The organism is Nocardia lijiangensis NBRC 108240, assembly GCF_001613045.1.
Lineage (GTDB): Bacteria > Actinomycetota > Actinomycetes > Mycobacteriales > Mycobacteriaceae > Nocardia > Nocardia lijiangensis.
Window position 1 is genome coordinate 30124 of record NZ_BDBP01000058.1, and the last position, 23063, is coordinate 53186.

At 68.9% G+C, this 23063-nt stretch carries 28 protein-coding genes; 8 read left to right on the forward strand and 20 right to left on the reverse strand.

Annotated features, from left to right (window positions below):
- Positions 1–7: 7 nt before the first annotated feature.
- The 3 genes from NL1_RS21895 to NL1_RS21905 form a co-directional block, all read right to left on the reverse strand.
- Complete coding sequence (locus tag NL1_RS21895; RefSeq protein WP_218024470.1) at positions 8–277, reverse strand: PIN domain-containing protein; 270 nt, start codon at positions 275–277, stop codon at positions 8–10.
- Positions 278–401: 124 nt separating this feature from the next.
- The gene (locus tag NL1_RS21900; protein WP_067842346.1) at positions 402–677 is read right to left on the reverse strand and encodes a type II toxin-antitoxin system Phd/YefM family antitoxin; all 276 of its coding nucleotides are present in this window, start codon (positions 675–677) and stop codon (positions 402–404) included.
- Between the two features lie 52 nt (positions 678–729).
- Entirely contained in the window at positions 730–1293 is a 564-nt protein-coding gene (locus NL1_RS21905; protein WP_067842349.1) for a TetR/AcrR family transcriptional regulator, read from the reverse strand.
- A gap of 136 nt (positions 1294–1429) precedes the next feature.
- On the opposite strand from NL1_RS21905, the gene NL1_RS21910 reads away from it, so the two are divergent.
- The 5 genes from NL1_RS21910 (at position 1430) to NL1_RS21930 (ending at position 4391) form a co-directional block, all read left to right on the forward strand.
- A complete protein-coding gene (locus NL1_RS21910) occupies positions 1430–1717 on the forward strand; it encodes an antibiotic biosynthesis monooxygenase (RefSeq protein ID WP_067842352.1) in 288 nt (95 codons plus the stop codon).
- A gap of 14 nt (positions 1718–1731) precedes the next feature.
- A complete protein-coding gene (locus tag NL1_RS21915) occupies positions 1732–2310 on the forward strand; it encodes a DUF2867 domain-containing protein (protein ID WP_067842354.1) in 579 nt (192 codons plus the stop codon).
- Positions 2311–2429: 119 nt separating this feature from the next.
- Complete coding sequence (locus NL1_RS21920) at positions 2430–3200, forward strand: SDR family NAD(P)-dependent oxidoreductase (protein WP_245673450.1); 771 nt, start codon at positions 2430–2432, stop codon at positions 3198–3200.
- Between the two features lie 145 nt (positions 3201–3345).
- Positions 3346–4002 (forward strand): SRPBCC family protein, encoded by a 657-nt coding sequence (locus NL1_RS21925; protein WP_067842360.1) that lies wholly within the window; start codon positions 3346–3348, stop codon positions 4000–4002.
- Positions 4002–4391, forward strand: a complete 390-nt coding sequence (locus NL1_RS21930) for an ArsR/SmtB family transcription factor (RefSeq protein ID WP_067842363.1) — start codon at positions 4002–4004, stop codon at positions 4389–4391. The genes NL1_RS21925 and NL1_RS21930 overlap by 1 nt, the downstream gene beginning before the upstream one ends.
- Before the next feature lie 15 nt (positions 4392–4406).
- Here the strand turns inward: NL1_RS21930 and NL1_RS21935 are convergent, their stop codons facing one another.
- From NL1_RS21935 to NL1_RS21960, 6 genes are all read right to left on the reverse strand, one after another.
- Positions 4407–4553, reverse strand: a complete 147-nt coding sequence (locus tag NL1_RS21935) for a DUF1059 domain-containing protein (RefSeq protein WP_084510846.1) — start codon at positions 4551–4553, stop codon at positions 4407–4409.
- Between the two features lie 57 nt (positions 4554–4610).
- The gene (locus tag NL1_RS21940; RefSeq protein ID WP_067842371.1) at positions 4611–5417 is read right to left on the reverse strand and encodes an SAM-dependent methyltransferase; all 807 of its coding nucleotides are present in this window, start codon (positions 5415–5417) and stop codon (positions 4611–4613) included.
- Between the two features lie 198 nt (positions 5418–5615).
- Positions 5616–6653: a 4-hydroxy-2-oxovalerate aldolase gene (dmpG, locus tag NL1_RS21945; protein WP_067842374.1), complete on the reverse strand. Its 1038-nt coding sequence runs from the start codon at positions 6651–6653 to the stop codon at positions 5616–5618.
- A 12-nt stretch (positions 6654–6665) separates the two neighbouring features.
- On the reverse strand, positions 6666–7574 hold the full coding sequence (locus tag NL1_RS21950) for an acetaldehyde dehydrogenase (acetylating) (protein WP_067842376.1): 909 nt from the start codon (positions 7572–7574) through the stop codon (positions 6666–6668).
- A gap of 60 nt (positions 7575–7634) precedes the next feature.
- Positions 7635–8420, reverse strand: a complete 786-nt coding sequence (locus NL1_RS21955) for a 2-keto-4-pentenoate hydratase (RefSeq protein ID WP_067842379.1) — start codon at positions 8418–8420, stop codon at positions 7635–7637.
- Position 8421: 1 nt separating this feature from the next.
- Positions 8422–10047: an FAD-binding protein gene (locus NL1_RS21960; protein WP_067842382.1), complete on the reverse strand. Its 1626-nt coding sequence runs from the start codon at positions 10045–10047 to the stop codon at positions 8422–8424.
- 105 nt (positions 10048–10152) lie between these two features.
- Between NL1_RS21960 and kstD the strand changes: the two genes are divergently transcribed.
- Positions 10153–11877, forward strand: a complete 1725-nt coding sequence (gene kstD, locus NL1_RS21965) for a 3-oxosteroid 1-dehydrogenase (RefSeq protein WP_084510847.1) — start codon at positions 10153–10155, stop codon at positions 11875–11877.
- A gap of 224 nt (positions 11878–12101) precedes the next feature.
- The gene (gene chsH3, locus NL1_RS21970) at positions 12102–12962 is read left to right on the forward strand and encodes an enoyl-CoA hydratase ChsH3 (RefSeq protein WP_067842448.1); all 861 of its coding nucleotides are present in this window, start codon (positions 12102–12104) and stop codon (positions 12960–12962) included.
- A 151-nt stretch (positions 12963–13113) separates the two neighbouring features.
- On the opposite strand, the gene NL1_RS21975 is transcribed toward chsH3, so the two are convergent.
- From NL1_RS21975 to zapE, 7 genes are all read right to left on the reverse strand, one after another.
- On the reverse strand, positions 13114–13785 hold the full coding sequence (locus tag NL1_RS21975) for a class I SAM-dependent methyltransferase (RefSeq protein WP_067842384.1): 672 nt from the start codon (positions 13783–13785) through the stop codon (positions 13114–13116).
- Positions 13786–13818: 33 nt separating this feature from the next.
- Complete coding sequence (locus tag NL1_RS21980) at positions 13819–14277, reverse strand: hypothetical protein (RefSeq protein ID WP_067842387.1); 459 nt, start codon at positions 14275–14277, stop codon at positions 13819–13821.
- On the reverse strand, positions 14274–15557 hold the full coding sequence (locus tag NL1_RS21985; protein WP_067842390.1) for a DUF58 domain-containing protein: 1284 nt from the start codon (positions 15555–15557) through the stop codon (positions 14274–14276). The genes NL1_RS21980 and NL1_RS21985 overlap by 4 nt, the downstream gene beginning before the upstream one ends.
- Positions 15554–16516, reverse strand: a complete 963-nt coding sequence (locus tag NL1_RS21990) for an AAA family ATPase (RefSeq protein WP_067842393.1) — start codon at positions 16514–16516, stop codon at positions 15554–15556. Before NL1_RS21990 ends, NL1_RS21985 begins: the two co-directional genes overlap by 4 nt.
- A gap of 28 nt (positions 16517–16544) precedes the next feature.
- Positions 16545–17039 (reverse strand): hypothetical protein, encoded by a 495-nt coding sequence (locus NL1_RS21995; protein WP_067842397.1) that lies wholly within the window; start codon positions 17037–17039, stop codon positions 16545–16547.
- Complete coding sequence (locus NL1_RS22000; RefSeq protein WP_245673451.1) at positions 17036–18001, reverse strand: DUF4129 domain-containing protein; 966 nt, start codon at positions 17999–18001, stop codon at positions 17036–17038. The genes NL1_RS21995 and NL1_RS22000 overlap by 4 nt, the downstream gene beginning before the upstream one ends.
- 136 nt (positions 18002–18137) lie before the next feature.
- On the reverse strand, positions 18138–19082 hold the full coding sequence (gene zapE / locus NL1_RS22005) for a cell division protein ZapE (protein WP_067842403.1): 945 nt from the start codon (positions 19080–19082) through the stop codon (positions 18138–18140).
- A gap of 79 nt (positions 19083–19161) precedes the next feature.
- Here zapE and NL1_RS22010 point away from each other — a divergent pair, with 79 nt between their 5' ends.
- Positions 19162–19740 carry a TetR/AcrR family transcriptional regulator gene (locus NL1_RS22010; protein WP_084510848.1) on the forward strand — a complete coding sequence of 193 codons (579 nt, stop codon included), beginning with the start codon at positions 19162–19164 and terminating at the stop codon, positions 19738–19740.
- A gap of 291 nt (positions 19741–20031) precedes the next feature.
- Here NL1_RS22010 and NL1_RS22015 read toward each other — a convergent pair whose 3' ends face one another.
- The 4 genes from NL1_RS22015 to NL1_RS22030 form a co-directional block, all read right to left on the reverse strand.
- A complete protein-coding gene (locus NL1_RS22015) occupies positions 20032–20469 on the reverse strand; it encodes an NUDIX hydrolase (RefSeq protein WP_067842409.1) in 438 nt (145 codons plus the stop codon).
- Between the two features lie 69 nt (positions 20470–20538).
- Positions 20539–21717, reverse strand: coding sequence for a lipid-transfer protein (locus NL1_RS22020; protein WP_067842412.1), 1179 nt, complete (start codon positions 21715–21717; stop codon positions 20539–20541).
- Positions 21710–22114 carry a MaoC family dehydratase gene (locus NL1_RS22025; RefSeq protein WP_067842451.1) on the reverse strand — a complete coding sequence of 135 codons (405 nt, stop codon included), beginning with the start codon at positions 22112–22114 and terminating at the stop codon, positions 21710–21712. The genes NL1_RS22020 and NL1_RS22025 overlap by 8 nt, the downstream gene beginning before the upstream one ends.
- Positions 22111–23049 (reverse strand): bifunctional MaoC family dehydratase N-terminal/OB-fold nucleic acid binding domain-containing protein, encoded by a 939-nt coding sequence (locus tag NL1_RS22030; protein ID WP_067842415.1) that lies wholly within the window; start codon positions 23047–23049, stop codon positions 22111–22113. Before NL1_RS22030 ends, NL1_RS22025 begins: the two co-directional genes overlap by 4 nt.
- Between the last annotated feature and the right edge of the window lie 14 nt (positions 23050–23063).

The following is a 23063-nucleotide window of genomic DNA, read 5'->3' on the forward strand; positions in this document are numbered from 1 at the left end:
CGCGCGGTCATACCGCGATGATCTCCACCATGCTGTCGAGTCCCCGGAAGTCCGCGCTGTTACGCGTGAACAACGGCAGATTGTTCGCGGATGCGATCGCCGCGATCAACAGATCCATCCGCCTGGGGCGTGGGTCTCGATTGGCGGCGATGGTGAGCGCCACCAGGGTTCCGTATCGGGTCGCGGCATCCTCGTCGAAAGGAAGTGGGTCGAAGTCGACGATCGCAGCACCCAATTGCTCCGATCGCGCCGCCCGAGTCACAGCGTCTTTCGCCATGGCGACACCCTGGTTGAGCTCGGCCAAGGTGCCTGGTCAGGTGCCGAAGGCAGCACCTCGGGATCGAGATCTGCCGAGTCCAGGTAAGTGCAGGTGTCCAGCACTCCAACCGACCGGCGCTCGCTCACCGGCCGGCGCCCCACGGATCCTCGTCGCCGATCCGATCCTCGGATCCGAAGAATTCATCCGCCTCGCGGCGCATCGCCGCATAGTCCACCCGCGGCAGTCTGCGATGCCGAGCCACCAACTCCTCTGCCGTGCGCCACCGCTTTCGGCTGACCGGCCGCACCTCGGCGACCTCGATACCGTTGCGCGTCACGCGGAAGGTTTCACCGGCCTCGACCGCGTCCATCACCGCCGCGAAATTGTTGCGGAACTCCCGCTGCGTGATCAGCTTCATTGCACCAGTGTGGCCCCTGTTGCGACATGCGGCTGCGCTGGACGCCACGGCCTCAGCGCTCAGGACGTTCGAGCAGGAACGCCGACGCCAGGGCAACCACCTCGCGACGACTGCGATCGCCGTGGTCGGCGGCCAGCAGGTGTTTGCCGACAGCGAGGCAGAACGCGAGCATGCTGCGTGCCTCGATGTCGTCGGGGTCGGTGCAGTAGGTCCCGAACAATCGGCGCAGATAGCCCATCCGCTCGTTGTCCACCCGGCGCAGCCGCTCGGCGACTGCCTCGTCGCGCCGGGCCCAGTCGCGCACGGCCAGGTCGATCGGTCGCAGGCGATCGTCGGAGAAGGTGAGCAGGCCCGCGCGCTGGATCTTCGTCCGCGCGTCGCCGCCCTCCTGCTCGACCTGCTCGATCACCGCCTCGGTGCTCTCGCGTTCCCACGTGTCGAGCATTTCCTCCAGCAGGGCGTTGCGGTCGGCGAAGTGGCCGTAGAAGCCGCCCTTGGTGACGCCGAGCGCCGTGGCGAGGCTCTCGATCCGTACGGCGTCGGGGCCGCCCGCCGCGAGGGCGGTGAGCCCCTGCTCGATCCATCGGCTGCGGGGTGTCCGTGTGACGGCGACCATGCCATCAGTATCGCCGAGGGTGTCGACACCGCGGCGGCAGCGGTCTACGATCGATGTATACGGCAACGTATATTTGAAACCTGTTGCGGCATAATTGAATTCATAATGTCGCAGGCTGCCGCGAAAGGAGTCCGACATGACCGTCGGCATGATCGCCGTGCACTACCCGGAGGCCGAGCACTTCGAGGATTTCGTCGCCCGCGTGCGGAAGGTCGCGGCGGTGATGCGAGCCACCCCGGGATGCCTCTCCGCGACCTACTGGGCCAACGACACGGGCGACGCCGTCGTGTCGACGGTGGAGTGGGAATCCGACGAAGCCGTCGCCGCGACCTACGCCGCCATCCAGACCGCGGACGTGGACGTCGAGTTCGACGCCCGCGAGCGACGCCCGCGCGAGATCCTCCGACTCCGCTCCCTGTCCTGAGAGCGAGGCCCGAGATGAAGATTCCCAACACCGAGCACACCGAGCGCCCGTGGCGAATCCACGAGATCGCCCCCGATTTCGTGTTGGAGGACGTGTGGGCACTGCCGACGCCGGGCGGTCCGGACGACCTGCCGCGCCTGGTGCGGTTCATCGCGACGGACGACGAAACCCCGCAACCCCTCGTTTTCCGCGTCCTGTTCGATATCCGTTGGAAACTCGGCGCGCTGTTGAAGTGGGATCGTCCGGACTCGAAAGTAGGCGCTCGCGTCCCGTCGCTGCGCGAGCGGCTGCCGGACGACCTCCGCGCAGGGCCCCGCGGCCCCGATACCGAAAACCATCCGTTCACGTCGGTCTACCTCACCGACACCGAATGGGCCGCCGAGATGGCCAACCGCACCATGCACGGTGTGATGCACATCGGTTGGGTGCCGGACGGATCCGGCGGCTACCGAGGGCAGATGGCCGTGCTGGTCAAGCCGAACGGGCTGTTCGGAAAGGCGTACATGGCGGCGATCAAACCGTTTCGGTACGCGCTCGTGTACCCGGCGTTGATGCGCATCCTCGAGCGCGGCTGGCAGCGGCAGACCACGTAGTACGCCGCACCCCTCCGGGTGGGCGGCGGAAGCGCGGCAAGCGGACGGCGGAATCGTGGCGGGCCGTCGGCTGTTCGTAAATGTTCGTACCAGCAACCGTTCCCTCGGAGGTTCCGGCCGTGTCCGCCAGCAACTCTCGTTTCGACGACAAGATCGCCCTCGTCACCGGCGGCACCAGCGGGATAGGGCTCGCGGCCGCCCGCCGCCTCCTCGACGAGGGCGCGCGGGTGATCGTCACCGGCCGCGACAAGTCCCGCCTGGACGCGGCCGTCGAAGAACTGGGCGGCGGTGAACGACTCCTCGGCCTGCGCAGCGACGTCGCGGACCTCGGCGACATCGACGCGCTGACCGATACCCTCCGCGATCGCTACGGCCGCCTCGACGTGCTCTTCGCCAACGCGGGCGTCGCCGCCTTCCAGCCGACCGCCGACATCACCGAGGCCGAATTCGACAAGGTCGTCGACATCAACTTCAAGGGCGTCTTCTTCACCATCCAGAAGACCCTCCCGCTGCTCGCCGACCACGCGGCTGTCGTCGTCAACGCCTCATGGGCCCTGCACCGTGGAGTCCCCGGCGCTTCCCTCTACTCCGCGACCAAAGCCGCCGTGCACAACCTGACCCGCACCCTGGCCGCCGAATTGGCGCCGCGGGGAATTCGCGTCAACTCCGTCAGCCCCGGCTACATCGAAACCCCCTCCTACCGCGACAACGTCTCCCCCGAAGCCAAAGCCGCCGCCATCACCGCCGTGGCCGCGGGCCGCCTCGGCACCCCCGAAGACATCGCCGACGCCGTCGCCTTCCTCGCCTCCCCCGCAGCCTCCTACATCAACGGCCAAGATCTCCTCGTCGACGGCGGCCTCATCACCGCCATCCCCGAACGCATGCTGTAGGCGGGGGTCGTAACGACCACCACGAAGGCCTCGATGCATCGAAATCAATTCGATTCGATGCATCGTCGGCCCTGGCTGCGGACTTGCTGGGCAACGGCGCAATAGGTCGTCTAATATAAGTAAAAACTTATTGAAGGAGGTTGTCATGCCCTTGTTGACCGATCCCACCGGGATCGCCGGGCTGGTGGTTCGTGAGGTTCGTACCGGGTCGAGGGGTGGGGAGGTTACGCGGATTGCGGTCGCTCGGCGGAGTTATCCGACCGATCAGGCCGATCTGTGGGACGCGTTGACGAATGGGGAGCGGATTCCGCGGTGGTTCCTGCCGGTGAGCGGGGAGCTGAAGCCGGGCGGGCGGTACCAGCTCGAGGGGAACGCGAATGGGGTGGTCGAGGAGTGCGAGGCGCCGCGGCGGTTCGCGGTGACCTGGGAGATGGGGCCGCAGGTGTCGTGGCTGGCGGTCACGCTGAGCCCGAGCGAGGACGGGACGCAGCTGGAGCTGGTGCACGAGGCGCCGGTGGATCCCGAGTTCTGGACGCAGTACGGGCCGGGGGCCGTCGGCGTCGGCTGGGATCTCGCGCTCATGGGTCTCGGCCTGCACCTGGCGAGTTCGGCGGTGCTGGACCCGGCGGAGGTGCTGACCTTCCACACCACTCCCGAGGGCGTGGCGTTCATCCGCGCGGCGGCCGAGGGCTGGGCGGACGCGGCGGTCGCGGACGGCGACGACCCGACCGCGGCGATCACGGCCGCGGACCGGACGGTCACCTTCTACACGACCGAGCCCGAGGAGGGCGCCGAGCACTGATGGCCGCGTCCCCCGCGAAGATCTTCGAGGCGCTCGGCGATCCGATCCGCCGCTACATTCTCGAACTGGTGGCGGCGGGCGAGCAGCCCGCGGGCGCGGTGGTCGCCGCGGTGCAGCGGCACACCACGATCTCCCAGCCCGGCGTCTCCCAGCACCTGAAAGTGCTGCGAGACGCCGAGCTGGTGAGCGTGCGGGCCGAGGGCACCCGGCGCCTGTACGCTCTCGACCCCGCGGGCCTGGACGCAGCGCGCGCCTGGCTGACCGCCCTGGCCGAACCGCTGCATCAGTTCGCCCAGCCCCTCGACGCCCTCGCGACCGAAATCGCCCGCGGCAAACGAACCCGCCGCGATACCGCGCCGCCCGCCGACGAGGCGAAGCGGATCAGCTGAGCGGCGGCGAGGCGATCAGTAGGCGATGAAAAGGATCTCGTCGCGCGAGTACTCGTGCCCCGGGTGCTTCTCCGCCAGATGCGCCTGCGTCTTCGTGACGAGATCGTCCTCGTCGGTCCCGACGATGGCTTCGCCGCAGGGGCAGTTCAGGTTTCGCTTCATCATCCGTCCTAGGTAGAAGTCGTAGGTGGTGGACCGGTGGCTTCGCAACCGGCAGCGCTAGGGTTTGCGGGCCAGGCCCGCGACGATGAGTTGCTCCCAGACCGTGAGTTCACGGACCGCGGTCGGGCGTTCGATGGGGTCGGGCCGCCACTGCGGAACGGCGACGATACCCGGGTCGAGGATCTCGAGATCGCCGAACAGGGCCGCGATCTCCTCGTCGGTGCGCCAGCGTCCGCGGCCGAAGGTGGACTGGAGCTTCGCCTCGACGGCTTCCGTCTCGGCGTTGTGACCCGAGCGGAAGTGCGAGATGAATACCGCGCTGCCGGAGGGGATCTGATCGCTCCAGAAGCGAACGATGTCGGCCGGGTCCTCGTCGTCGTTGAGGTGATGCAGGATGGCGCTGAAGATGACGGCGACCGGCTCATCGAAATCGATCAGCCGGGTGAGGTCGGGATGCTCGCGAATCGTCTTCGGGTCGCGGACATCGGCCTGGATGACGACGGACTGTTCGTCGGCCTCCAGCAGCGCGCGCCCGTGCGCGAGCACGATGGGATCGTTGTCGATGTAGGCCACCTTGGCATCGGGGCCGTGACGCTGCGCGACCTGGTGCACGTTGTCGGCGGTCGGCAGACCGCTGCCCAGGTCGATGAACTGCCGCAGGCCCGACCGCGCCAATTCACCTACGGCGCGCACCAATACCTGCCGGTTGGACGTGGCGATCACCACCGAACCGGGCAGGTTGTTCTTGAAGTGGTCGCCGATCTCCTGATCGACCGGGTAGTAGTCCTTGCCGCCGAGCAGGTAGTCGTAGACCCGAGCGATGCTGGGCTTGGACGGATCGATCACGTTCGAGCTGTCTGTCACGTTCGCACCCCCGATTCATCGGACAATGTTTGCCCAATAGTAGGAGATCGCGCCGGGCACGGCAGACGCTCGGGCGTCCGACTGTCCACTACCGCAGGTGAATTCGACTGCCGCAGCACCGGTTCACCGGTGTCGCGACAGTCGAGTGCTCAGGCCCGCGAGCGGTGAAAACCACCCGCGGGCCTGCTGATTCGCCGGTCAGGCGGAGACGGCCTGCTGTTCGCGCTGCAACTCCAGCGCGATGTCGATCAGCTGGTCTTCCTGGCCGCCGACGAGCTTGCGCTTGCCCGCGCGCACGAGCATCTCGGCGGCGGAGACGCCGTAGCGTTCGGCCTGGCGCTCGGCGTGCTTGAGGAAGCTGGAGTAGACGCCCGCGTAGCCCATCATCAGGGCCTGGCGGTCCAGCAGGCATTCCTGCGGCATGGCAGGACGGACGACGTCTTCGGCGGCGTCGGCGATGGCGAAGAAATCGATGCCGGTCGCGATGCCGAGCTTGTCGCAGACGCCGACCAGCGCCTCGACGGGGGTGTTGCCCGCGCCCGCGCCGAAACGCCGTGCGCTGCCGTCGATCTGAGTGGCGCCCGCGCGAATGGCGTAGATGGAGTTCGCCACGGCGAGATCCAGGTTCTCGTGGCCGTGGAAGCCGACCTGGGCATCGTTGTCGAGTTCGGCGACGACGGCGGCGACGCGATCGGACACCTGCTCCAGGACGAGGGCGCCCGCGGAATCGACGATGTACACGCACTGACACCCGGCGTCGGCCATGATGCGCGCCTGCTTGGCGAGCACCTCGGGCGGCTGGGTGTGCGACATCATCAGGAAGCCGACGGTTTCCAGCCCGAGTTCGCGGGCGAGGCCGAAGTGCTGGATGGAGACGTCGGCCTCGGTGCAGTGGGTGGCGATGCGGCAGATGGACGCACCGTTGTCCTGGGAGACCTTGATGTCTTCCTTGACGCCGACGCCCGGCAGCATGAGCACCGCGATCTTGGCCTGCTCGGCCGTCTCGGCGGCGATCTTCACCAGTTCCTGCTCGGGGGTCTTGGAGAAGCCGTAGTTGAACGAGGACCCGCCGAGCCCGTCGCCGTGGGTCACCTCGATGACCGGAACGCCCGCGCCGTCGAGCGCGGCGACGATGTCGCGCACCTCGGTGGCGGTGAACTGGTGGCGCTTGTGGTGCGAGCCGTCGCGCAGCGAGGTATCGGTGACGCGGATGTCGAGTTCTGCTGAATAAGCCATGGGGAACGCTCCTTACACCCGGGCCGAGGTGATCTGCTTGGCCATGACCTCGCCGACCTTCGTGGCCGCCGCGGTCATGATGTCGAGGTTGCCCGCGTACGGGGGCAGGAAGTCGCCCGCGCCCTCGACCTCGACGAAGACCGAAACCTTCGCAAGGCCACCGGAAACCACCGACGGCTCGTCGAACTGCGGTTCGTTCAGCAAGCGGTAGCCGGGCACGTATTGCTGGATGTCGGCGACCATCCGGTGGATGGAGTCGGCGATCGCGTCGGTGTCGGCGTCCTCCGGGATGGCGCAGAAGATGGTGTCGCGCATGATCATCGGCGGCTCGGCCGGGTTCAGGATGATGATCGCCTTGCCGCGCTCGGCGCCGCCGATGGTCTCCACGCCACGGCTGGTGGTCTTGGTGAACTCATCGATGTTGGCGCGGGTGCCCGGTCCGGCGGAGACCGACGACACCGAGGCGACGATCTCGGCGTAGGGCACCGGCACAACGCGCGAGACGGCCGCCACGATCGGGATGGTGGCCTGGCCGCCGCAGGTGATCATGTTGACGTTCGGCGCGTCCAGGTTGGCGCCGAGGTTCACCGGCGGCACCACGGCGGGGCCGACCGCGGCCGGGGTGAGGTCCACCGCGCGGATGCCCGCCTCGGCGTACCTCGGCGCGGCGGCGCGGTGCACGTAGGCGGAGGTGGCCTCGAACACCAGGTCGGGCAGCTCGGATTGCCCGAGCAACCAGTCGACGCCCTCGTGCGAGGTCTCCAGCCCGAGCCCGCGAGCCCGCTTCAGGCCCTCGCTCTCCGGATCGATGCCGATCATCCAGCGCGGCTCGATGACCTCCGAGCGCAGCAGCTTGTAGAGCAGATCGGTGCTGATATTGCCGGACCCGACGATCGCGGCGGTTACGGTCCTGTCGGACACGGTTGGCCTCCTTGGGGATGGCGGCCGGCGAAGCCGGCGGGGGTGGGCTGGGGGGTTGGCTCAGGTGAATTGCAGGCGGACCGAACCGAGTCCGGCGAACTCGGCATGGAACTGGTCGCCGGGACGGGCATCGATGGCGCGGGTGCAGGAGCCGGGCAGCACGATGTCGCCCTTTTTCAGCCGCACCCCGAACGAGGCGACCTTGCGCGCCAGCCAGGCCACCGCGATGACCGGGTCGCCGAGCACCGCGTCGCTGCGGCCCTCGGCGACGACCTCGCCGTTGCGGGTGAGCACCGCGTCGATGGCCTTGATGTCGATGTCCTTCGGCGCGACCCGCTCGGGTCCGAGCACGTAGCCCGCCGAGGACGCGTTGTCCGAGATGGTGTCGCACAGGCCGATGTTCCAGTCCTTGATCCTGGAATCGATCAGCTCGATCGCGGGCGCGTAGGCGACAGTCGCGGCGAGCACGTCCTCCTCGGTGCAGTCCGCGCCGGGCAGGTCGGCGCCGAGCACGAATCCGACCTCGACCTCGACGCGCGGGAACAGATAGCGGCCCGCCTCGACCGGAACATCCTCGAACACTTGCATTTCCGCGAGCAGGTGCCCGTAGTCGGGCTCGTCCACGCCCATCATCTGCTGCATGGCCTTGGACGAGAGGCCGACCTTGTGGCCGACCACGCGCGCGCCGCTGTCGAGGCGGCGGCGGATGTTGATCAACTGGATCTCGTAGGCGTCGACCACGTCGATATCGGGGTATCGCGCGACCAGCGGGTCGATGGCGACCCGATCGTTCTCGGCCCGCTCGAGTTCGTCGGCGAGTTCGGTTCGTACCGCGTCGGTCAGCACGCTAGTTTCCTTCCACTGTTGCTTTTTCGAGGACGGCCTGTTCGCCCGCCGCGGACCGTCCCGCGCGGCGACCGGAGAAGACGCAGTCGGCCAGCGACAGACCGCTGACGTAGGAGTCCGAGCAGATGCCGACGGCGGTCCGGCCCGCGGCGAACAGGCCAGGAATGTCGTCACCTTCGGCGGTTTTCACCGCGCCGGTGTTCTCGTCGACGACCACGCCGCCGAGGGTGAGCATCGGGCACGGGTTGGTCAGGCTCGGTTTGATCCCCACATCCAACAGCCAGAACGGTCCGCTGCGTACGGGTTCGGCGAATTCGGCGGGCTTGCCGGCCGGGTCCGGCGTGCCGTTCGCGATGGCGGCGTTGTGCGCGTCGACGGTCGCGCGCAGTCCGGCCGGATCGATGCCCGCCTTGGCCGCGGCGGCTTCCAGCGTCGCGCCGCGCACCGCGCTGCGGCGCATCACCTCGAACTGGGCGCGCTGGAACCAGGTGGCCTGGGTGCGGATCTGCTGGATCGCGGTGCGCATCAAGTTCGCGTCGGCGAGCAGCCAGCCCTTGCCTTCGTGCTCGTTGATCAGCTGGTGGCCGACCGCGGCGCCGTAGCGGGTCTCGTCGATCACCCGGCGGCCGTGCGCGTCGACGAGCACCGAACCGGTGAAGGCGCTGGGCGGCAGGATGAATCGCCAGGCCGAGACGTTGCCCATGCGGTCGGTGGCCGCGCCCGCCTGCCGTGCCATCAGGATGCCGCTGCCGTCGTCGCCGGTGGTGCCGAGCGCGAGACCGGCGCGGTACTGCGGGCCGTATTCGGCGAGCATGGCGCGGTTTGCGATGAAGCCGCCCGCGCTGACCACGACACCGCGCCTTGCCCGCACCCGAATCGTCTTGCCGTAGCGGCGATCCAGCAGGTCGAGGCGCTTCTCGAGCGACTTGCGCAGCGGTGGGTAGTAGATGCCCGGCTTGGCCGCGGCCTTGGCCATGCGGCTGTAGCGGTCACGCACCCGGCCGGGGGCGTCGCACAGCGACTGACATTCGACGCCGATCACCGCGCCGTTGTCGTCGGTGATCAATCGCGTGGCCCTGGTGAGGGTTTCGACGCGCACGCCGCGGCGCGAGGCGGAGGCCGCGAGCGGCCCGGTGAGCTGCTTGCCCGAGGTGCCCTTGCCCTTGACGCGGTGACCGCGCTGCGCGGGTTCGGCGACCTCGCGGCCGTACCCGGAGACCTCACTGCCGGAGTAGTACAGGTAGTAGCTGTCGTTCGGGTACGAGGTCTTGTACGGGCAGAGCGAGGCCTCGAAGGGCACGCCGTGCCCCTTCAGCCACTCGATCATCGCCGGGCTCTCGTCCACGAACCGGCGCAGGGTGGCCGGGGTGACGGCCGTGCCGACCTCGCGTTCGAGATAGGCGAGCATCTGCTCCGGGGTATCGCGCACTCCGGCTTCGCGCTGCACCGATGTGCCGCCGCCCGCGTAGATGATGCCGCCGGACAGGGCGGACGCGCCGCCTCCGGTGAACCGCTCCAACACCAGTACCTGCGCACCCGCGTCCGTCGCTTCGAGCGCGGCGGACGCCCCCGCGGCGCCGTATCCGACGACGACCACGTCAGCGGTCAGGTCCCATTCGAGGCCCATGTACTTCACTCCGGTCCGAAACTGAAACAAGTTTCCTCGACAAATGGAACGCCGAGCAAGTCTTCTGCCACACAACATAGACCAATGGCGCGTCCATTCTATAACGTGTTCTACATGACAGATCCGGTTCTCGAGCCACACAGCTACGACGTGGTGGTCGTCGGCAGCGGTGCCGCGGGCATGACCGCCGCCCTCACCGCCGCCCACCACGGCCTCAGCGTGGTCATCATCGAAAAGGCCGCGCACTACGGCGGGTCGACCGCGCGCTCCGGTGGCGGCGTGTGGATCCCCGGCAACAAGGCGCTGCGCGCGTCGGGCCGTCCGGACGACAGGGAGGACGCACGCACCTACCTGCACAGCATCGTCGGCGACGTGGTGCCCAAGGATCGGATCGACACCTACATCGACCGGGGAGCCGAGGCCTTCGACTTCGTGCTCGACCACACCCCGCTGAAGATGAAGTGGGTGCCCGGGTATTCGGACTACTACCCGGAGGCGCCCGGCGGTCTCGGCGAAGGGCGCTCCTGCGAGCCCACGCCGTTCGACCTCAAAGCCTTGGGCGCGGAAAAGGACAAGCTGGAGCCGCCCTACGCCAAGGCGCCGCTGAACGTGGTCGTCATGCAGGCGGATTTCGTCCGCCTCAACCTCATCCGCCGCCACCCGAAGGGCATGATGCGCGCCATGCGCGTCGGCGCGCGCACCTACTGGGCCAAGTTCACCGGCAAGCACATCGTCGGCATGGGACAGGCCATCATCGCCGCCATGCGCAAAGGGCTGATGGACGCGAATGTGCCGGTGCTGCTGAACACTCCGATGACGAAGCTCGTCGTGGAGGACGGCGTGGTCACGGGTGTCGAGGCGCTGCAGGACGGCAAGCCCGTCGTGTTCACCGCGCGCCACGGCGTCGTGCTCGGCAGCGGCGGCTTCGAGCACAACCCGGAGATGCGCGCGAAGTACCAGCGCCAGCCCATCACCACCGAGTGGACGACCGGCGCGGCGGCGAACACCGGCGACGGCATCCTGGCGGGGATCGAGGCGGGCGGCGCGACCGGCTTCATGGAGGACGCCTGGTGGGGGCCGACCGTTTTCAAGGGCGGCAGGCCGTGGTTCGCCCTGGCCGAGCGCAATCTGCCCGGCTGCGTCATCGTCAACCACGACGGCAAGCGATTCGGTAATGAGTCCGCTCCTTACGTCGAGGCTGGGCACACCATGTACGGCGGCGAATACGGGCAGGGCGAGGGTCCCGGCGAGAACATCCCCGCCTGGCTGGTGTTCGACCAGCGCTACCGGAACCGCTACATCTTCGCCGGATTGCAGCCTGGTCTGCGCTTTCCGTCCCGCTGGATGGAAAACGACAACATCGTCAAGGCCGACAGCCTGGAAGAGCTGGCCGCCGCGATCGGCGTGCCCGCCGAGAACCTGACCGCGACGGTCGCGCGGTTCAACACCTTCGCCGAGACCGGCAAGGACGAGGACTTCGGCCGCGGCAACAGCCACTACGACCGGTACTACGGCGACCCCACGGTGAAGCCGAACCCCTGCCTCGCCGGACTGGTGCAGGGCCCGTTCTACGCGGCCAAGATCGTGCCCGGCGACCTCGGCACCAAGGGCGGCCTGGTCGCCGACTCCTCGGGCCGGGTACTCCGCGAAGACGGCAGCACCGTCGAGGGCCTCTACGCCTCGGGCAACTGCTCGACACCGGTCATGGGCCACACCTACGCGGGCCCCGGCGCCACCATCGGCCCCGCCATCACCTTCGGCTACCTCGCCGTCCTCGACATCGCCAAGCGCAAACAGGACCAGCCCGCCGCGGCGGCCTCCGAGGCGTAGCGGAATGCCTTTGCCACACGGGTCCCACACGGTCCACACAGGCAGCGCCTCTGTGGACCGTGTGCGCCGTCTGTGGCAGCCACCCTCTCGCCCGGGGCGAGGGCCGCTGTCCCGGCGAGTGGGTACGGCATTGCCAGCGCGGTGTGCTTGCCCGCAGGATCGATTCGTGGGTGACGCGCGCCGGGGCGACTGAATTCGTCCACAACCATGCACAAGGAGAACTGATGCCCATCGACCCGAAGATCGCGCTCGGCGCGGAACTGCCGAGCCGGGAGTTCGCGTGGACGCCGTCGGATGTGCAGCTCTATCAGCTCGGGCTCGGCGCGGGTGCGCGGTGGACCGACGCTGCCGAGCTGCGCTATCTGGACGACCGGGAGCCGCAGGTGCTGCCGAGCTTCGCGACCGTGGCGCAGACCCTGCACGAGACCGAACCGCCCAAGGTGAGTTTCCCCGGCATCGACATCGACCTGGCGAAGGTGGTGCACGGGCACCAGGAGGTGGAGGTGCACCGGCCGATCCCCGCCGCGGGCAAGGCGACGAGCACCGGCCGGGTCAGCGAGATCTGGGACAAGGGCTCGGCCGCGGTGGTCGTGCAGGAGCACACCATCATCGGCTCCGACGGCGCGCCGCTGTGGACCACCCGCTCGTCCATCTTCGCCAAGGGCGAGGGCGGCTTCGGCGGCGAGCGCGGGCCGAGCACCAAGTCGGAACTGCCCAATCGCGCACCGGATTTCGATGTCACCACGCGCACGCTGCCGCAGCAGGCGCTGCTGTACCGGATGCTCGGCGACCGCAACCCGCTGCACTCCGATCCCGAGTTCGCCCGCGCCGCCGGATTCCCCAACCCGATCCTGCACGGCCTGTGCACCTACGGGATCGTCTGCAAGACCGCGACCGACACCGCGCTGGACGCCGACGCGAGCCGCGTCACCGGTTTCCGCGCGCGCTTCGCGGGGGTGCTCTACCCGGGCGAGACCATCCGGACCCGGATCTGGCGGACCGACGGCGAACTCGTCATCACCGCGACGGTGGTCGAGCGCGAGGACGCGCCGGTGCTCGCGGACGTCAGCCTGAAGTTCGAGTAGGCGCCTGCGCGGCTCGTTCGGACTACCGCCATAGCTTGTCGGCCGAGCAGAGCCACTCGGCCGCCGTCGCGTTGTTGCGCACGAATCACCGCGACGGCGGCCCGGAGCACCCGGCCCCACGCACTCGGGCCTGCTTCAGGCGCATTCGGCTCTAGTTCGCGGAATTGGCACCACGGCCCGCGGGGGCGTCGTAGACCAGGGTGTAGCGCCAGAACAGGCGACGCCGGATTCGGGCCCCGGGCAGTTCCAGTGCGGCGGCGGCCCGGATGTCGGCCAAGGTTTCCTTTGGATCGGCGGCGGGTGCCGTCATATGCGGAGGTGGCTGATCAGCGCGGGCCGGGTGCTTGATCATTCCGATGACGGGGTTGGCGGCTATGGCAGGTAGATCGGCGAGCAGGTCCACGGGGCCCGCCGCGCGGTAGCAGCCGACGACCACCAGCCGACCGCCCGGGACGAGACAGTCGCGTAGTTCGCGCAAGGTCGGTACCAGCGGGAGGTGGTGCAGGACGGCGACGAGGACGACGGCATCCCAGCGCCGCTGCGGGTCGCGCCTGGCGAAGTCGGCGTGCACGATGGTCACCGCAGGGTCGTCGGCGAAGCGCTGCGCCACCATTCGGACAATCTTGGGGTCGGGTTCCAGCGCGGTGACAGTAGTAGCGCAATCGCGGAGCCGGGCGACGAGATTGCCTGTACCGCACCCGACATCGAGGACGTGACGGGCTCCTGCCGCTGCCACCTGGGCGACGACCCATGGGCCGTAGTGGTCGTTGTGGCTCCACGGATGTTGCTGGTTGAACCGGTCGAGTCGAGACAGCAGTACCACCGCACTCTCCCATCCGTTGAAGTCGTCCGCAGCCTAACCGGCCGGCGGTCCGGCAATCGGCTCTGGCCGATCAGAGCGTGGGCCGAGTCCTTGGATCACCAAGGCGTACAACACGATCACGACGACCGGTGCGACCGCGGGGGCCCAGGCCAGGCGGAGCGGGAGCAGTGCCGCGCCCACCGCGCATACGGTGAAACCGACGGCTCCGACTACCGAGGGCAGCGTCGTCGGGACGACGCCGATCGGTGCTGTCACGGTGGCCGCGTTCAGCAAATAGGCGGTAGCCACCAAACCCGTTGCGGCAGCGGCGAGCACACCGGTGTCGGCCCAGGCGAGCACACCGATCGCGACGAGTACGGCGGCGACAGCGGCGGGGCGGAACCACCAGCCCGCCGCCACCAGAATCAGCGCGGGAAGCGCCGCGAGCGGCGCCATCAGCAAGATCGACGTGACGAGCAGGACGCCCGCGAGCACAGCGAGGAATCTGGTCATCGGCGCACCCGCGCTGTTCTCCGGTGTTCGGGCAGCAGGCGCATGATCTCGTCGAGCCTGGCGTCCTTCGTCCACGGCACGATGTCGACGCCGACGGTGCCCATGTCGCGGTACATGGAAGCGCGTTCCAGCTGCCACATGCGGGCCAGCGTCTGATCGAGCCCGTCGCGAAACGGCGTGCCGCGCAACACGTCCACCACCACGACGACGTGCCCGCGTTTGCGCAGATCGATCAGCGCCAGCGCGAACTGGGTGTCGAGCAGCGTGGAGAAGGCCACCACGATCGCGCCGATCGGCACCGCGGCATGCGGGGCCAGGGTGCCGGTGGTGAGAATGTGTTCGTCGCCCACGTCGAGCACGGTGTCGACGATGCGGTAGAACTGGCGCCGCCCGATGTCGGGACGCAGCCAGCGCGGGCTCTGGCCGAGGCAGACCACGGCGGTCCGATCGCCCGCCTGCAAGGTGGACTGCACGACCTGCGCCGCGCCGCGCACCGAGAGTTCGAGCGAATCGGTCGCCGGGCCCGGCGCCTGCTGCGAGGTGTCGACCAGCACGACGACGTCGGCGGACCGGTTGGTCAGCCGTTCGGTGACGTAGAGCCGTCCGCGCCGGGCGCTCACCGGCCAGTTCACGATCCGCAACTGATCGCCCGGCGCATAGGCGCGGATGTCGGCGTATTCCACGCCGGGCCCGTGGCGGCGGGTCAGATGGGTGCCGAGCCGTTCGGGAAGTTCGGTGCGCGGCATACGCATTCGCTGCGGATCGGTCACCGGGTAGACGAACAACTGCCCCGCGGGCAGCGTCGCGGTGGCGATGGCAAGTCCCGCCGGGCTGAGCGCGGAGACTCGCACCGACACCGGGTAGCGCCCCCAGCGGCCGGCCGCCAGTGCCAGCCGTAGCCCGGCGGGGGCGGCCCCGGAGTCGCTCGCCTCCTCGATGTCGACCCCGAGTCCCTGCACCGTCTGCGGTTTCAGGCGCAGCAGCGCGTGCCCCGCCTCCACGAAGGCGGCGGCGGTGAGCACCACCTCCTCGCTCTCGAAGCAGCGCAGCGTGCCGCCGCCGTCGACCTGGATCCTGGTCCGCGACTGCTGCCACGGCGCGGTGGCGAGCACGCCGAGCAGTGGCGCGGCGAAGACCACCAACTGCCACCGCGCGGCGACCACCGCGACCACCAGCGCCACCGCCGCGCAGCAGGCCAGCATGTACACCAGAGGTGCGGGGCGCCACCGCAATTCGGCATCGACCGTGGCGCTCGCATCGCGGTGCCTGGAGCGGGTCATGTCACGGTGGCGCGCGGGACCGGCAGGCGGCGCAGCAGTTCGGCGATCACGTCCTCGCCGCGGATGCGGCGCACCCACATCTCGGGGCGCAGCGTGATCCGGTGCGCCATGGCCGGAATCGCGAGCGCCTTCACGTCTTCCGGGATCACGTAGTCCCGGCCGAGCAGCAGCGCCCGGGCCCGCGACATCTGCACCAGATCCAGTTCGGCGCGGGGGCTCGCGCCGACCTCGACCTGCGGATGCCCGCGGGTGGCGCCCGCCAGTGCGACGACGTAGCCGACCACGTCGGGGTGCACCGTGACGTATTCGACCGACTGCCGCATCTCCAGCAGCCCGTTGGCGTCCACCACCTGACCCACCTGCGGCGGGGTCGCGCCGCGTTCCAGGCGCCTGCGGATCATCTGGGTCTCGTCGTGCTCGGAGAGGTAGCCGAGCCGCAACTGAATGGCGAAGCGGTCCAGCTGCGCCTCGGGCAGCGGGTAGGTGCCCTCGTATTCGATGGGGTTGTCGGTGGCGAGCACGATGAACGGCTGCGGCAGCGGGTAGGTCTCGCCGTCGATGCTGACCTGCCCCTCCGCCATCGCCTCCAGCAGCGCCGCCTGGGTCTTCGGCGGGGTGCGGTTCACCTCGTCGGCCAGCAGCACGTTGGTGAACACCGGACCGCGGCGGAAGTTGAAACGGCCCGAGTTCATGTCGTAGATGGTGGAGCCGAGCAGGTCGGCGGGGAGCAGGTCGGGGGTGAACTGCACCCGGGTGAAGTCCAGGCCGAGCGCGGCGGCGAAGGATCTGGCGATCAGTGTCTTGCCGAGTCCGGGCAGATCCTCGATGAGGACGTGCCCGCCGGACAGCACGGCGATCATGATCAGCTGCAATTCGTCGCGCTTGCCCACGATGACGCGGCCCAGCTCCCGCAGCACCGCCTCGGATCGCTGGACGGTCACGTCCAGTGGCATCGTCATATGTCTACTCGCACTTGCTCAACCCATTTCACATTCTCTGCAGGCGGCGCAGGATCTCGTCCAGCGCCGCCCGGCCCGGTGCGCGCGTCGTCTCATCGCGCAGTGCCGAGTTCGCCGGATCCACCCAGCGCCACAGTTCCGGTCCGAACTGCAGAATCCCGGCCGCTTCGGTCGCCCTGCGGTTCTTGGCTACCCGCATACCCGTGGACAATTCGAATTCTTTGGCGAGCAGCGGACGCAGATGCCGATCCCAGTCGGCCCTGCTGCCCTCGGCTCGGTCGGCAAGCATCTGTGCCCTTGCCTGCCAGCGGTTCAGCATTTCCAGCGGGCCGTTCTCGATGTCGTCGGCGTGGTCGTCCTCCGCGGGTTGGCGCTCGCGCAACGTCAAGATCAGCTGGAAGAGCGCGAGGGCGACCGGGACGGCGGCGAGCAGCAGCATCGCCTCGCGCGCCCTGCCGAACGCGATCAGCTCGAGCACCACCACCACGCATATCGCGGCCACCGCGATCCCCGCCCTGTTCATTCGGCCATCACCTCTCCTTGCAGGTCGGCGAGCACGATGCGCAGCAGTTGTTCGGCGCGCATACGCTGCCACTCCAGCATCGAGTGCGGGCTGAATCTGGCCTCCTCGAACAGTGCGACGAGTTCGCGCGCGGAGGCGTCGTGCAGCGCGCCGCGCTCGAACGCGCGCGCCAGCACTTCCATCGGGGTGTCCGAGGCCAGCGGGGCCGCCGCGCGATCGACGGCGAGGCCGCGCTCCATCGCGACGTAGCAGGCGATGATGGCGGTGCGTGGCTCCTGGCCCGGCGCGTTCATCGCGGCCAGACCCATTTCGGCGGCCCTGGCCAGCGAGTCGACGACGGTCGGCGGCGCAGCGGTTTCCGGCGGCGGCGCGGCAACGGGCTTGCGACGGGCCGTCGCCGCGACCACCACGAGACCGACCAACGCGACACCGACCAACACACTCGCGGCGACGATCGTGAGAACCAGGCCGGTCCCGGTCAGGCTCTCGGCGCCGCCGGGCGGGGGCGGCGGTGTGGTCGGAAGGTATTCGGGCGGCGTGCCCTGGCCGGTGGCGGGCGTGGGCGCCGCGGGCTGAACTTCCCGGCGCACGCCGACGAAGAACACGGCGGAAGCGGCGGCCAGCACCAGCGAGAGCCCGGCCAGCGCCGCGAGCACCAGCAGGCCGACGCGGCCGAGCCGCCACTGCCGCCGCTCGCGATCGCGATCGCGATCGGGTTCGGGCATGGCGAGCGGCAGCCGGTGCTGGCTGGCGATCACGCCCGCCAGCAAGATCACCACGGAGACCGTGAGCAGCACCGGCATCAAGGCCACGGCGAGCGCGGAGGGAGCCGAGGGACGATCGGTGGTCTCGATCGCGCCGGGGATGTGCCCGCGCAACGCGATCGCGGCAATCGCCAGCAGCGTGATCAGCACGATCACGCGCGATATCGGCGCTCGCGCCCGGACCACCAGCGTTACCACCAAACCTGAGTACTCGAATCAGGCACATAGTTACATGCCGGACGGTCCGCTCGGGAGCGAATCGAATACTTCGCCAATGCGTCCGGTTTAACCCGGTTACCGGCGAGTCGTCGCAGGTAGGCCGGGAAAAGGGCGACTACCCAGCCGCTGCGCTCACCGGTTGTGAGATCTCACAGAGGCGGCTGGCGGTGCGTGAAATGTCCGGAACGCCGACCACCCCGTCGATCAGCTCCGGCAGCGGCGCGGCGGCGCAGAGGGTCAGCTCCAGATCCGCGTCGTAGAGCACGTCGACGAGGTTCACCAAGCGCATCGCCCAGTCCGGCGGCACCTCGCGCAACCGGGGCACGTCCTCGATCGTCCAGCGCCGGAACCGCTGCGCCAGCCGCACGTAATCGGCGGCCGAGGTGGCGGCGCCGCAGAGCGCGGCGAAATCGATGGTGATCGCGTCGCCGTCCACCGTGCGCGCCCGCAGCGTGCGGTCGCCGATCGGGACCTCGACCATGCTCGCGGTGGGCGTGCCTCCGATCAGATAGCGACCCGCCGTGAAACCGCTCGCCACGCGCGTGCGCAGCGCGCGGTAGTCGGTGGGGCCGTCCACCGAGATCACGTCCAGGTGCTCCACGATGCGCGCGATGGTCGGCAGGAACCGGTCGTGGAACAGCGGATTCGGCAGCAGCTGCTCGGGCGGGTAGTTCGAGGTGAGCACGAGCGCGATGCGGCGGGCGAACAGGGCGTCGAGCATGCGGGCGATGAGCATCGCGTCGCCGATGTCGTGCACGTGGAATTCGTCGAAGCAGACCAGGCGGGCGGAGCCCAGCAGACGCTCGATGGCGATGTCGATGGAGCCGGTTTCGTGTGCGGCGCTGTGTAATTCGGCGAAGAACCAGTGGAAGTGGTAGCGCTTCACGCGGTCGGCGTCGACCGTGGCGAGGAAGCGGTCCATCAGCATGGTCTTGCCGCGGCCGGGTCGTCCGTGCAGGTAGACGCCGCGCGCACCCTTGATCGGACGACCACGCCGGTCCACGAGCCGCTCCAGCCGGTCGGCCGCCGCGCGCTGATCCGGGTCGAGTTCGATCGTCATCCCAGCCTCCTCGCTCTACAGATGTAGAGTCCTCTACAGTTGTAGAGGACCGAGCTGGATGCGATCAAGAAAGGTGATGATGTCCACAACCGACCGGCGCACCCTGATCGTGGACGCGGCCATCGAGTTGATCGCCCGCCGCGGGATTCGCGCGCTCACGCACCGGGCGCTGGACACGGCGCTGGAGCTGCCGCCCGGATCGTCCTCCTACTACTTCCGCACCAAACGCGCACTCGTCGAGGCGATCACCGACCGGATTTCCTCTCGTTCCCGCGCCGATTTCACCGCCGCAGGTTTCGCCGCCCCCGACGCGGCCGACCTCCCCGCCATCGCGCACGGCATCGCGGTCTGGCTGGACCGCCTCCTCCTCGAACGCCGCGACCATTTGATCGCCCGGCACGCACTGATCGTCGACCTGATCGGCGACCGAGAGCTACACGCCCGGCTCGCCAACAGCCTCTTCTCCATGGACCGCGCCCGAGCCCTCTTCCGCGCCAACAACTTCCCCGACCCGGACACCGCCGCCGCCGACTTCATCGCGGTCCTGGAGGGCGCGGTCTTCGACCGCTTCGCAGGCAACCGCAGCGATCTCCCCGCAGGCACCCCTGCCAGCATCACCCAACTGACCACCCTCTTATCCAAGTACCTCCGCCCCTGACCCCGTCACGGCCCTAAACCGCTTCGCGGGCAACCACAGTGCTCTGCCTGCGCACCCCGCCCCAACTCACCACCCTCCTATCGCCCACCTCCGCAACCCCGCCCTCGCAGATCGTCTAAACGCCTCGCAGACCGCACAACCTCTGCGAGGCGTGTAGACGGTCTGCGAAGTCGGCGCCCGCCGCCACAATGACGTTCACGGCGCACCGCGGCGAACATGCCAGCGCCACACAACTTTCGCACGCCTCACACAGGCACCGGCTGTGTGACGCATGCGAGAGGATTGTGGGAGCTAGACGGGCCAGCCGCGTTGGGAGTAGGTGGCGCCGGTGAAGTAGGCGCGGATGCCTGCGGCGGGGTATTCGATGAGGTTCTTCGGCAGCGCCGTCAGTGCGAACCAGGCCAGTTCGTAGCACTTGTCGGGCTCGCGGTTGACCGGTTCGCCGGACCAGTTCACGGCTTCGAAGAACAGGCCGAGGCGGGATTCGCGGCCCGGGGAGACGACGTGGGCGGTGTGGATGTGGCGCAGATCGGCGGGGTCGACGACCACGCCGATCTCCTCCATCGCTTCGCGGGCCGTGGCCGCGGTAGCCGACTCCCCCGACTCGAGCTTGCCCGCGGGCAGGTGCCAGCGCCCGTCGAACTCGTCCGCGCTGCGCCGCTTGCTCAACAGCACTTCGCCCGCGCGGACGAGCAGGATGTGGACGTCGACGATGTGCCGGTCGGTCATGAGACTCCTCCCGTGGCGGCGAACGTGCCGCTCCAACCTACGGGTTGTGTCCCCCGTCGTTCCGGCAAATCAGTTGGCGCTGAGGACCAGGCCGGAGGTGGGGACGCCGGTGCCCGCGGTGACCAGGATGTTGTGCAGCGCGTCGACCTGGTTGACCGAGGTGCCGCGGATCTGGCGTACCGCCTCGGCGATGCCGTTCATGCCGTGGATGTAGGCCTCGCCCAGCTGGCCGCCGTGCGTGTTGAGCGGCAGCCTGCCGCCGAGCTCGATGGCTCCGTCCTTGATGAACTCCTTGGCTTCGCCGCGGCCGCAGAACCCGAGTTCCTCGAGCTGCATGAGCACGAACGGGGTGAAGTGGTCGTAGAGGATGGCGGCCTGCATGTCCTGCGGGCCCAATCCGCTTTGCGCCCACAGCTGTTCGCCGACGAGCCCCATTTCCGGCAGGCCGGACATGGCGTCGCGGTAGTAGCTCGTCATCACGTACTGGTCCGCGCCGGAGCCCTGCGCGGCGCCGGCGATCACCGCGGGCCGCTGCGGCAGGTCGCGCGCCCGCTCGACGCTGGTCACCACGATCGCCACGCCGCCGTCGGATTCCTGGCAGCAGTCGAGCAGGTGCAGCGGTTCGGCGATCCAGCGCGAATTCTGGTGGTCTTCCAGGGTGATCGGCTTGCCGTAGAAGAAGGCGTCCGGGTTCACCGCGGCGTGCTTGCGGTCCGCGACGGCGACCCGGCCGAAGTCCTCGCTGGTGGCGCCGTAGACGTGCATGTAGCGGCGCGCGACCATGGCGACCTGGGCGGCGGGCGTGCCGAGTCCCTGCGGATAGGACCAGCCCGCGTCGATGCCCGAGGAGGTGGGCGCGGTCGCCAGCGCCGTGGAGAACTGGCCGAACCGCGAGACCGAGCGCTCGTTGAAGGCGCGGTAGGCCACCACCACGTCGGCGACACCGGTGGCCACCGCCATGGCGGCCTGCTGCACGGTCGCGCAAGCCGCGCCGCCGCCGTAGCCGATGTGGCTGAAGAACTTCAGCTGCGGAATACCCGTCGCCCTGGCGACCGCCGCCTGGGTGTTGGTGTCCATGGTGAAGGTGGTCAGGCCGTCCACGTCGGCGGGCGTCAGGCCCGCGTCGGCGAGCGCGGCCGTGACCGCCTCGGCCGCCAAACGCAACTCGCTGCGACCGGAGTCCTTGGAGAAATCGGTGGCGCCGATGCCGACGATGGCGGCACGTCCCGACAGTGTCTTCTCAGTCATTGGAACCCCGCAGAGCGATAACGACTTTCGCCGTGATGTGGTCGCCGAGGCTGTCGCGCCCGACGACGTCGATGTGGATGTCCTCGCCCTCGACCGCGCTCACCGTGCCGGTGAGGGTCAGCGTGTCGCCCGCGTACAGCGGCACCCCGAGGCGCAGCGCGATCGACTTCACGATGGCGCGCGGGCCCGCCCAGTCGGTGACGAAGCGCTGCACCAGGCCGGTGTCGGTGAGGATGTTGACGAAGATATCCTTGGATCCGCGCGCGACGGCCTTGTCCCTGTCGTGGTGCACGTCCTGGAAATCGCGGGTCGCGAGGGCCGTGCTGATCACGAAGGTCGGATCGGCGTGCACGACCAGCTCGGGCAGCGTCGCGCCGACCGCGGCAGTCGCTGTCATGCGGTCACCGTCCAATAAGGCAGGGCGGCCTCGTCGTCGAGCTTCTCGAACTCCACCCGCACCGGCAGGCCGACCTCGACCTCGGCAGGGTCGATGCCCCGCAGTTCACCGAGCATGCGCACGCCCTCCTCCAATTCGACCAGCGCGACCACGAACGGCAGTTGCCGCCCAGGCACTTTCGGCGCGTGGTGCACGACGTAGCTGAACACCGTGCCGCGCCCCGAAGCGACCGCGTACTCGGTCGGCTTCGACTTGTCCTGCCACAGCGCGGGGATCGGCGGATGCCGCAGCGTGCCGTCCGGCAGCTTCTGGATCCGCAGCTCGCCGAGCTTCGTTCCTTCCCAGAAGAATTCGGTGTCCAGGGAGACCAGCGGCTTGACCCGCTCACCCGCGGGCTTCGGAGCCGCGGCGGCCGTGCCCGGCGCGAATTTCAGGATGCGGAACAGCATTTCGGTGACGAGCTCGTCGCCCACCCGCCACGACGTGCGGAAAGTGACGAACCAGCCGTCGCCGAGCCCGGTGCGCTTGGGCCCCGTGATGCTCTCCAGGCGACTGGTGACGATCACCTGTTCGCCGGGCACCAGGTAGCGGTGGTAGATCTGCTCGCAGTTGGTGCCGACCACCGAGGTGAAGCCCGCCTCGTCGAGCAGCTCTGTGGTGCCCGCCAGCGGATCGTCCGGCGGGCGAACGCCGTTGAGCCCGAACATGGTCCACACTTGCGCCATGGCGGGCGGCGCGACGATGCCGGGGTGGCCCGCGGCGCGGGCGGCCTCCTCGTCGACGTAGATCGGGTTGGTGTCGCCGATGGCCTCGACCCAGTTGTTGATCATCGGCTGGTTCACCGGGTCGCGCGCGAGGCGCGGTGCGCACTCGCCCGCCGCGATGATCTTCTCGGCGGCGGCGACGATCGCTTCCGGCGTTGACGTGTCCGGCACGACGCGGCTCCTTC

Bases quoted from the DNA above. Each gene is read 5' to 3' on its own strand.
- NL1_RS21905 (WP_067842349.1), bottom strand. From the start codon at position 1,293: ATGGTCGCCGTCACACGGACACCCCGCAGCCGATGGATCGAGCAGGGG.
- NL1_RS21915 (WP_067842354.1), top strand. From the start codon at position 1,732: ATGAAGATTCCCAACACCGAGCACACCGAGCGCCCGTGGCGAATCCAC.
- dmpG (WP_067842374.1), bottom strand. From the start codon at position 6,653: ATGGCTTATTCAGCAGAACTCGACATCCGCGTCACCGATACCTCGCTG.
- NL1_RS22025 (WP_067842451.1), bottom strand. From the start codon at position 22,114: ATGACAGCGACTGCCGCGGTCGGCGCGACGCTGCCCGAGCTGGTCGTG.
- NL1_RS21910 (WP_067842352.1), top strand. From the start codon at position 1,430: ATGACCGTCGGCATGATCGCCGTGCACTACCCGGAGGCCGAGCACTTC.
- NL1_RS22020 (WP_067842412.1), bottom strand. From the start codon at position 21,717: ATGACTGAGAAGACACTGTCGGGACGTGCCGCCATCGTCGGCATCGGC.
- zapE (WP_067842403.1), bottom strand. From the start codon at position 19,082: ATGACGATCGAACTCGACCCGGATCAGCGCGCGGCGGCCGACCGGCTG.
- NL1_RS21900 (WP_067842346.1), bottom strand. From the start codon at position 677: ATGAAGCTGATCACGCAGCGGGAGTTCCGCAACAATTTCGCGGCGGTG.
- NL1_RS21995 (WP_067842397.1), bottom strand. From the start codon at position 17,039: ATGAACAGGGCGGGGATCGCGGTGGCCGCGATATGCGTGGTGGTGGTG.
- NL1_RS21935 (WP_084510846.1), bottom strand. From the start codon at position 4,553: ATGAAGCGAAACCTGAACTGCCCCTGCGGCGAAGCCATCGTCGGGACC.
- NL1_RS21925 (WP_067842360.1), top strand. From the start codon at position 3,346: ATGCCCTTGTTGACCGATCCCACCGGGATCGCCGGGCTGGTGGTTCGT.
- NL1_RS21930 (WP_067842363.1), top strand. From the start codon at position 4,002: ATGGCCGCGTCCCCCGCGAAGATCTTCGAGGCGCTCGGCGATCCGATC.
- NL1_RS21960 (WP_067842382.1), bottom strand. From the start codon at position 10,047: ATGGGCCTCGAATGGGACCTGACCGCTGACGTGGTCGTCGTCGGATAC.
- NL1_RS22010 (WP_084510848.1), top strand. From the start codon at position 19,162: ATGTCCACAACCGACCGGCGCACCCTGATCGTGGACGCGGCCATCGAG.
- NL1_RS22015 (WP_067842409.1), bottom strand. From the start codon at position 20,469: ATGACCGACCGGCACATCGTCGACGTCCACATCCTGCTCGTCCGCGCG.
- NL1_RS21985 (WP_067842390.1), bottom strand. From the start codon at position 15,557: ATGACCCGCTCCAGGCACCGCGATGCGAGCGCCACGGTCGATGCCGAA.
- NL1_RS21895 (WP_218024470.1), bottom strand. From the start codon at position 277: ATGGCGAAAGACGCTGTGACTCGGGCGGCGCGATCGGAGCAATTGGGT.
- NL1_RS21980 (WP_067842387.1), bottom strand. From the start codon at position 14,277: ATGACCAGATTCCTCGCTGTGCTCGCGGGCGTCCTGCTCGTCACGTCG.
- chsH3 (WP_067842448.1), top strand. From the start codon at position 12,102: ATGCCCATCGACCCGAAGATCGCGCTCGGCGCGGAACTGCCGAGCCGG.
- NL1_RS21990 (WP_067842393.1), bottom strand. From the start codon at position 16,516: ATGACGATGCCACTGGACGTGACCGTCCAGCGATCCGAGGCGGTGCTG.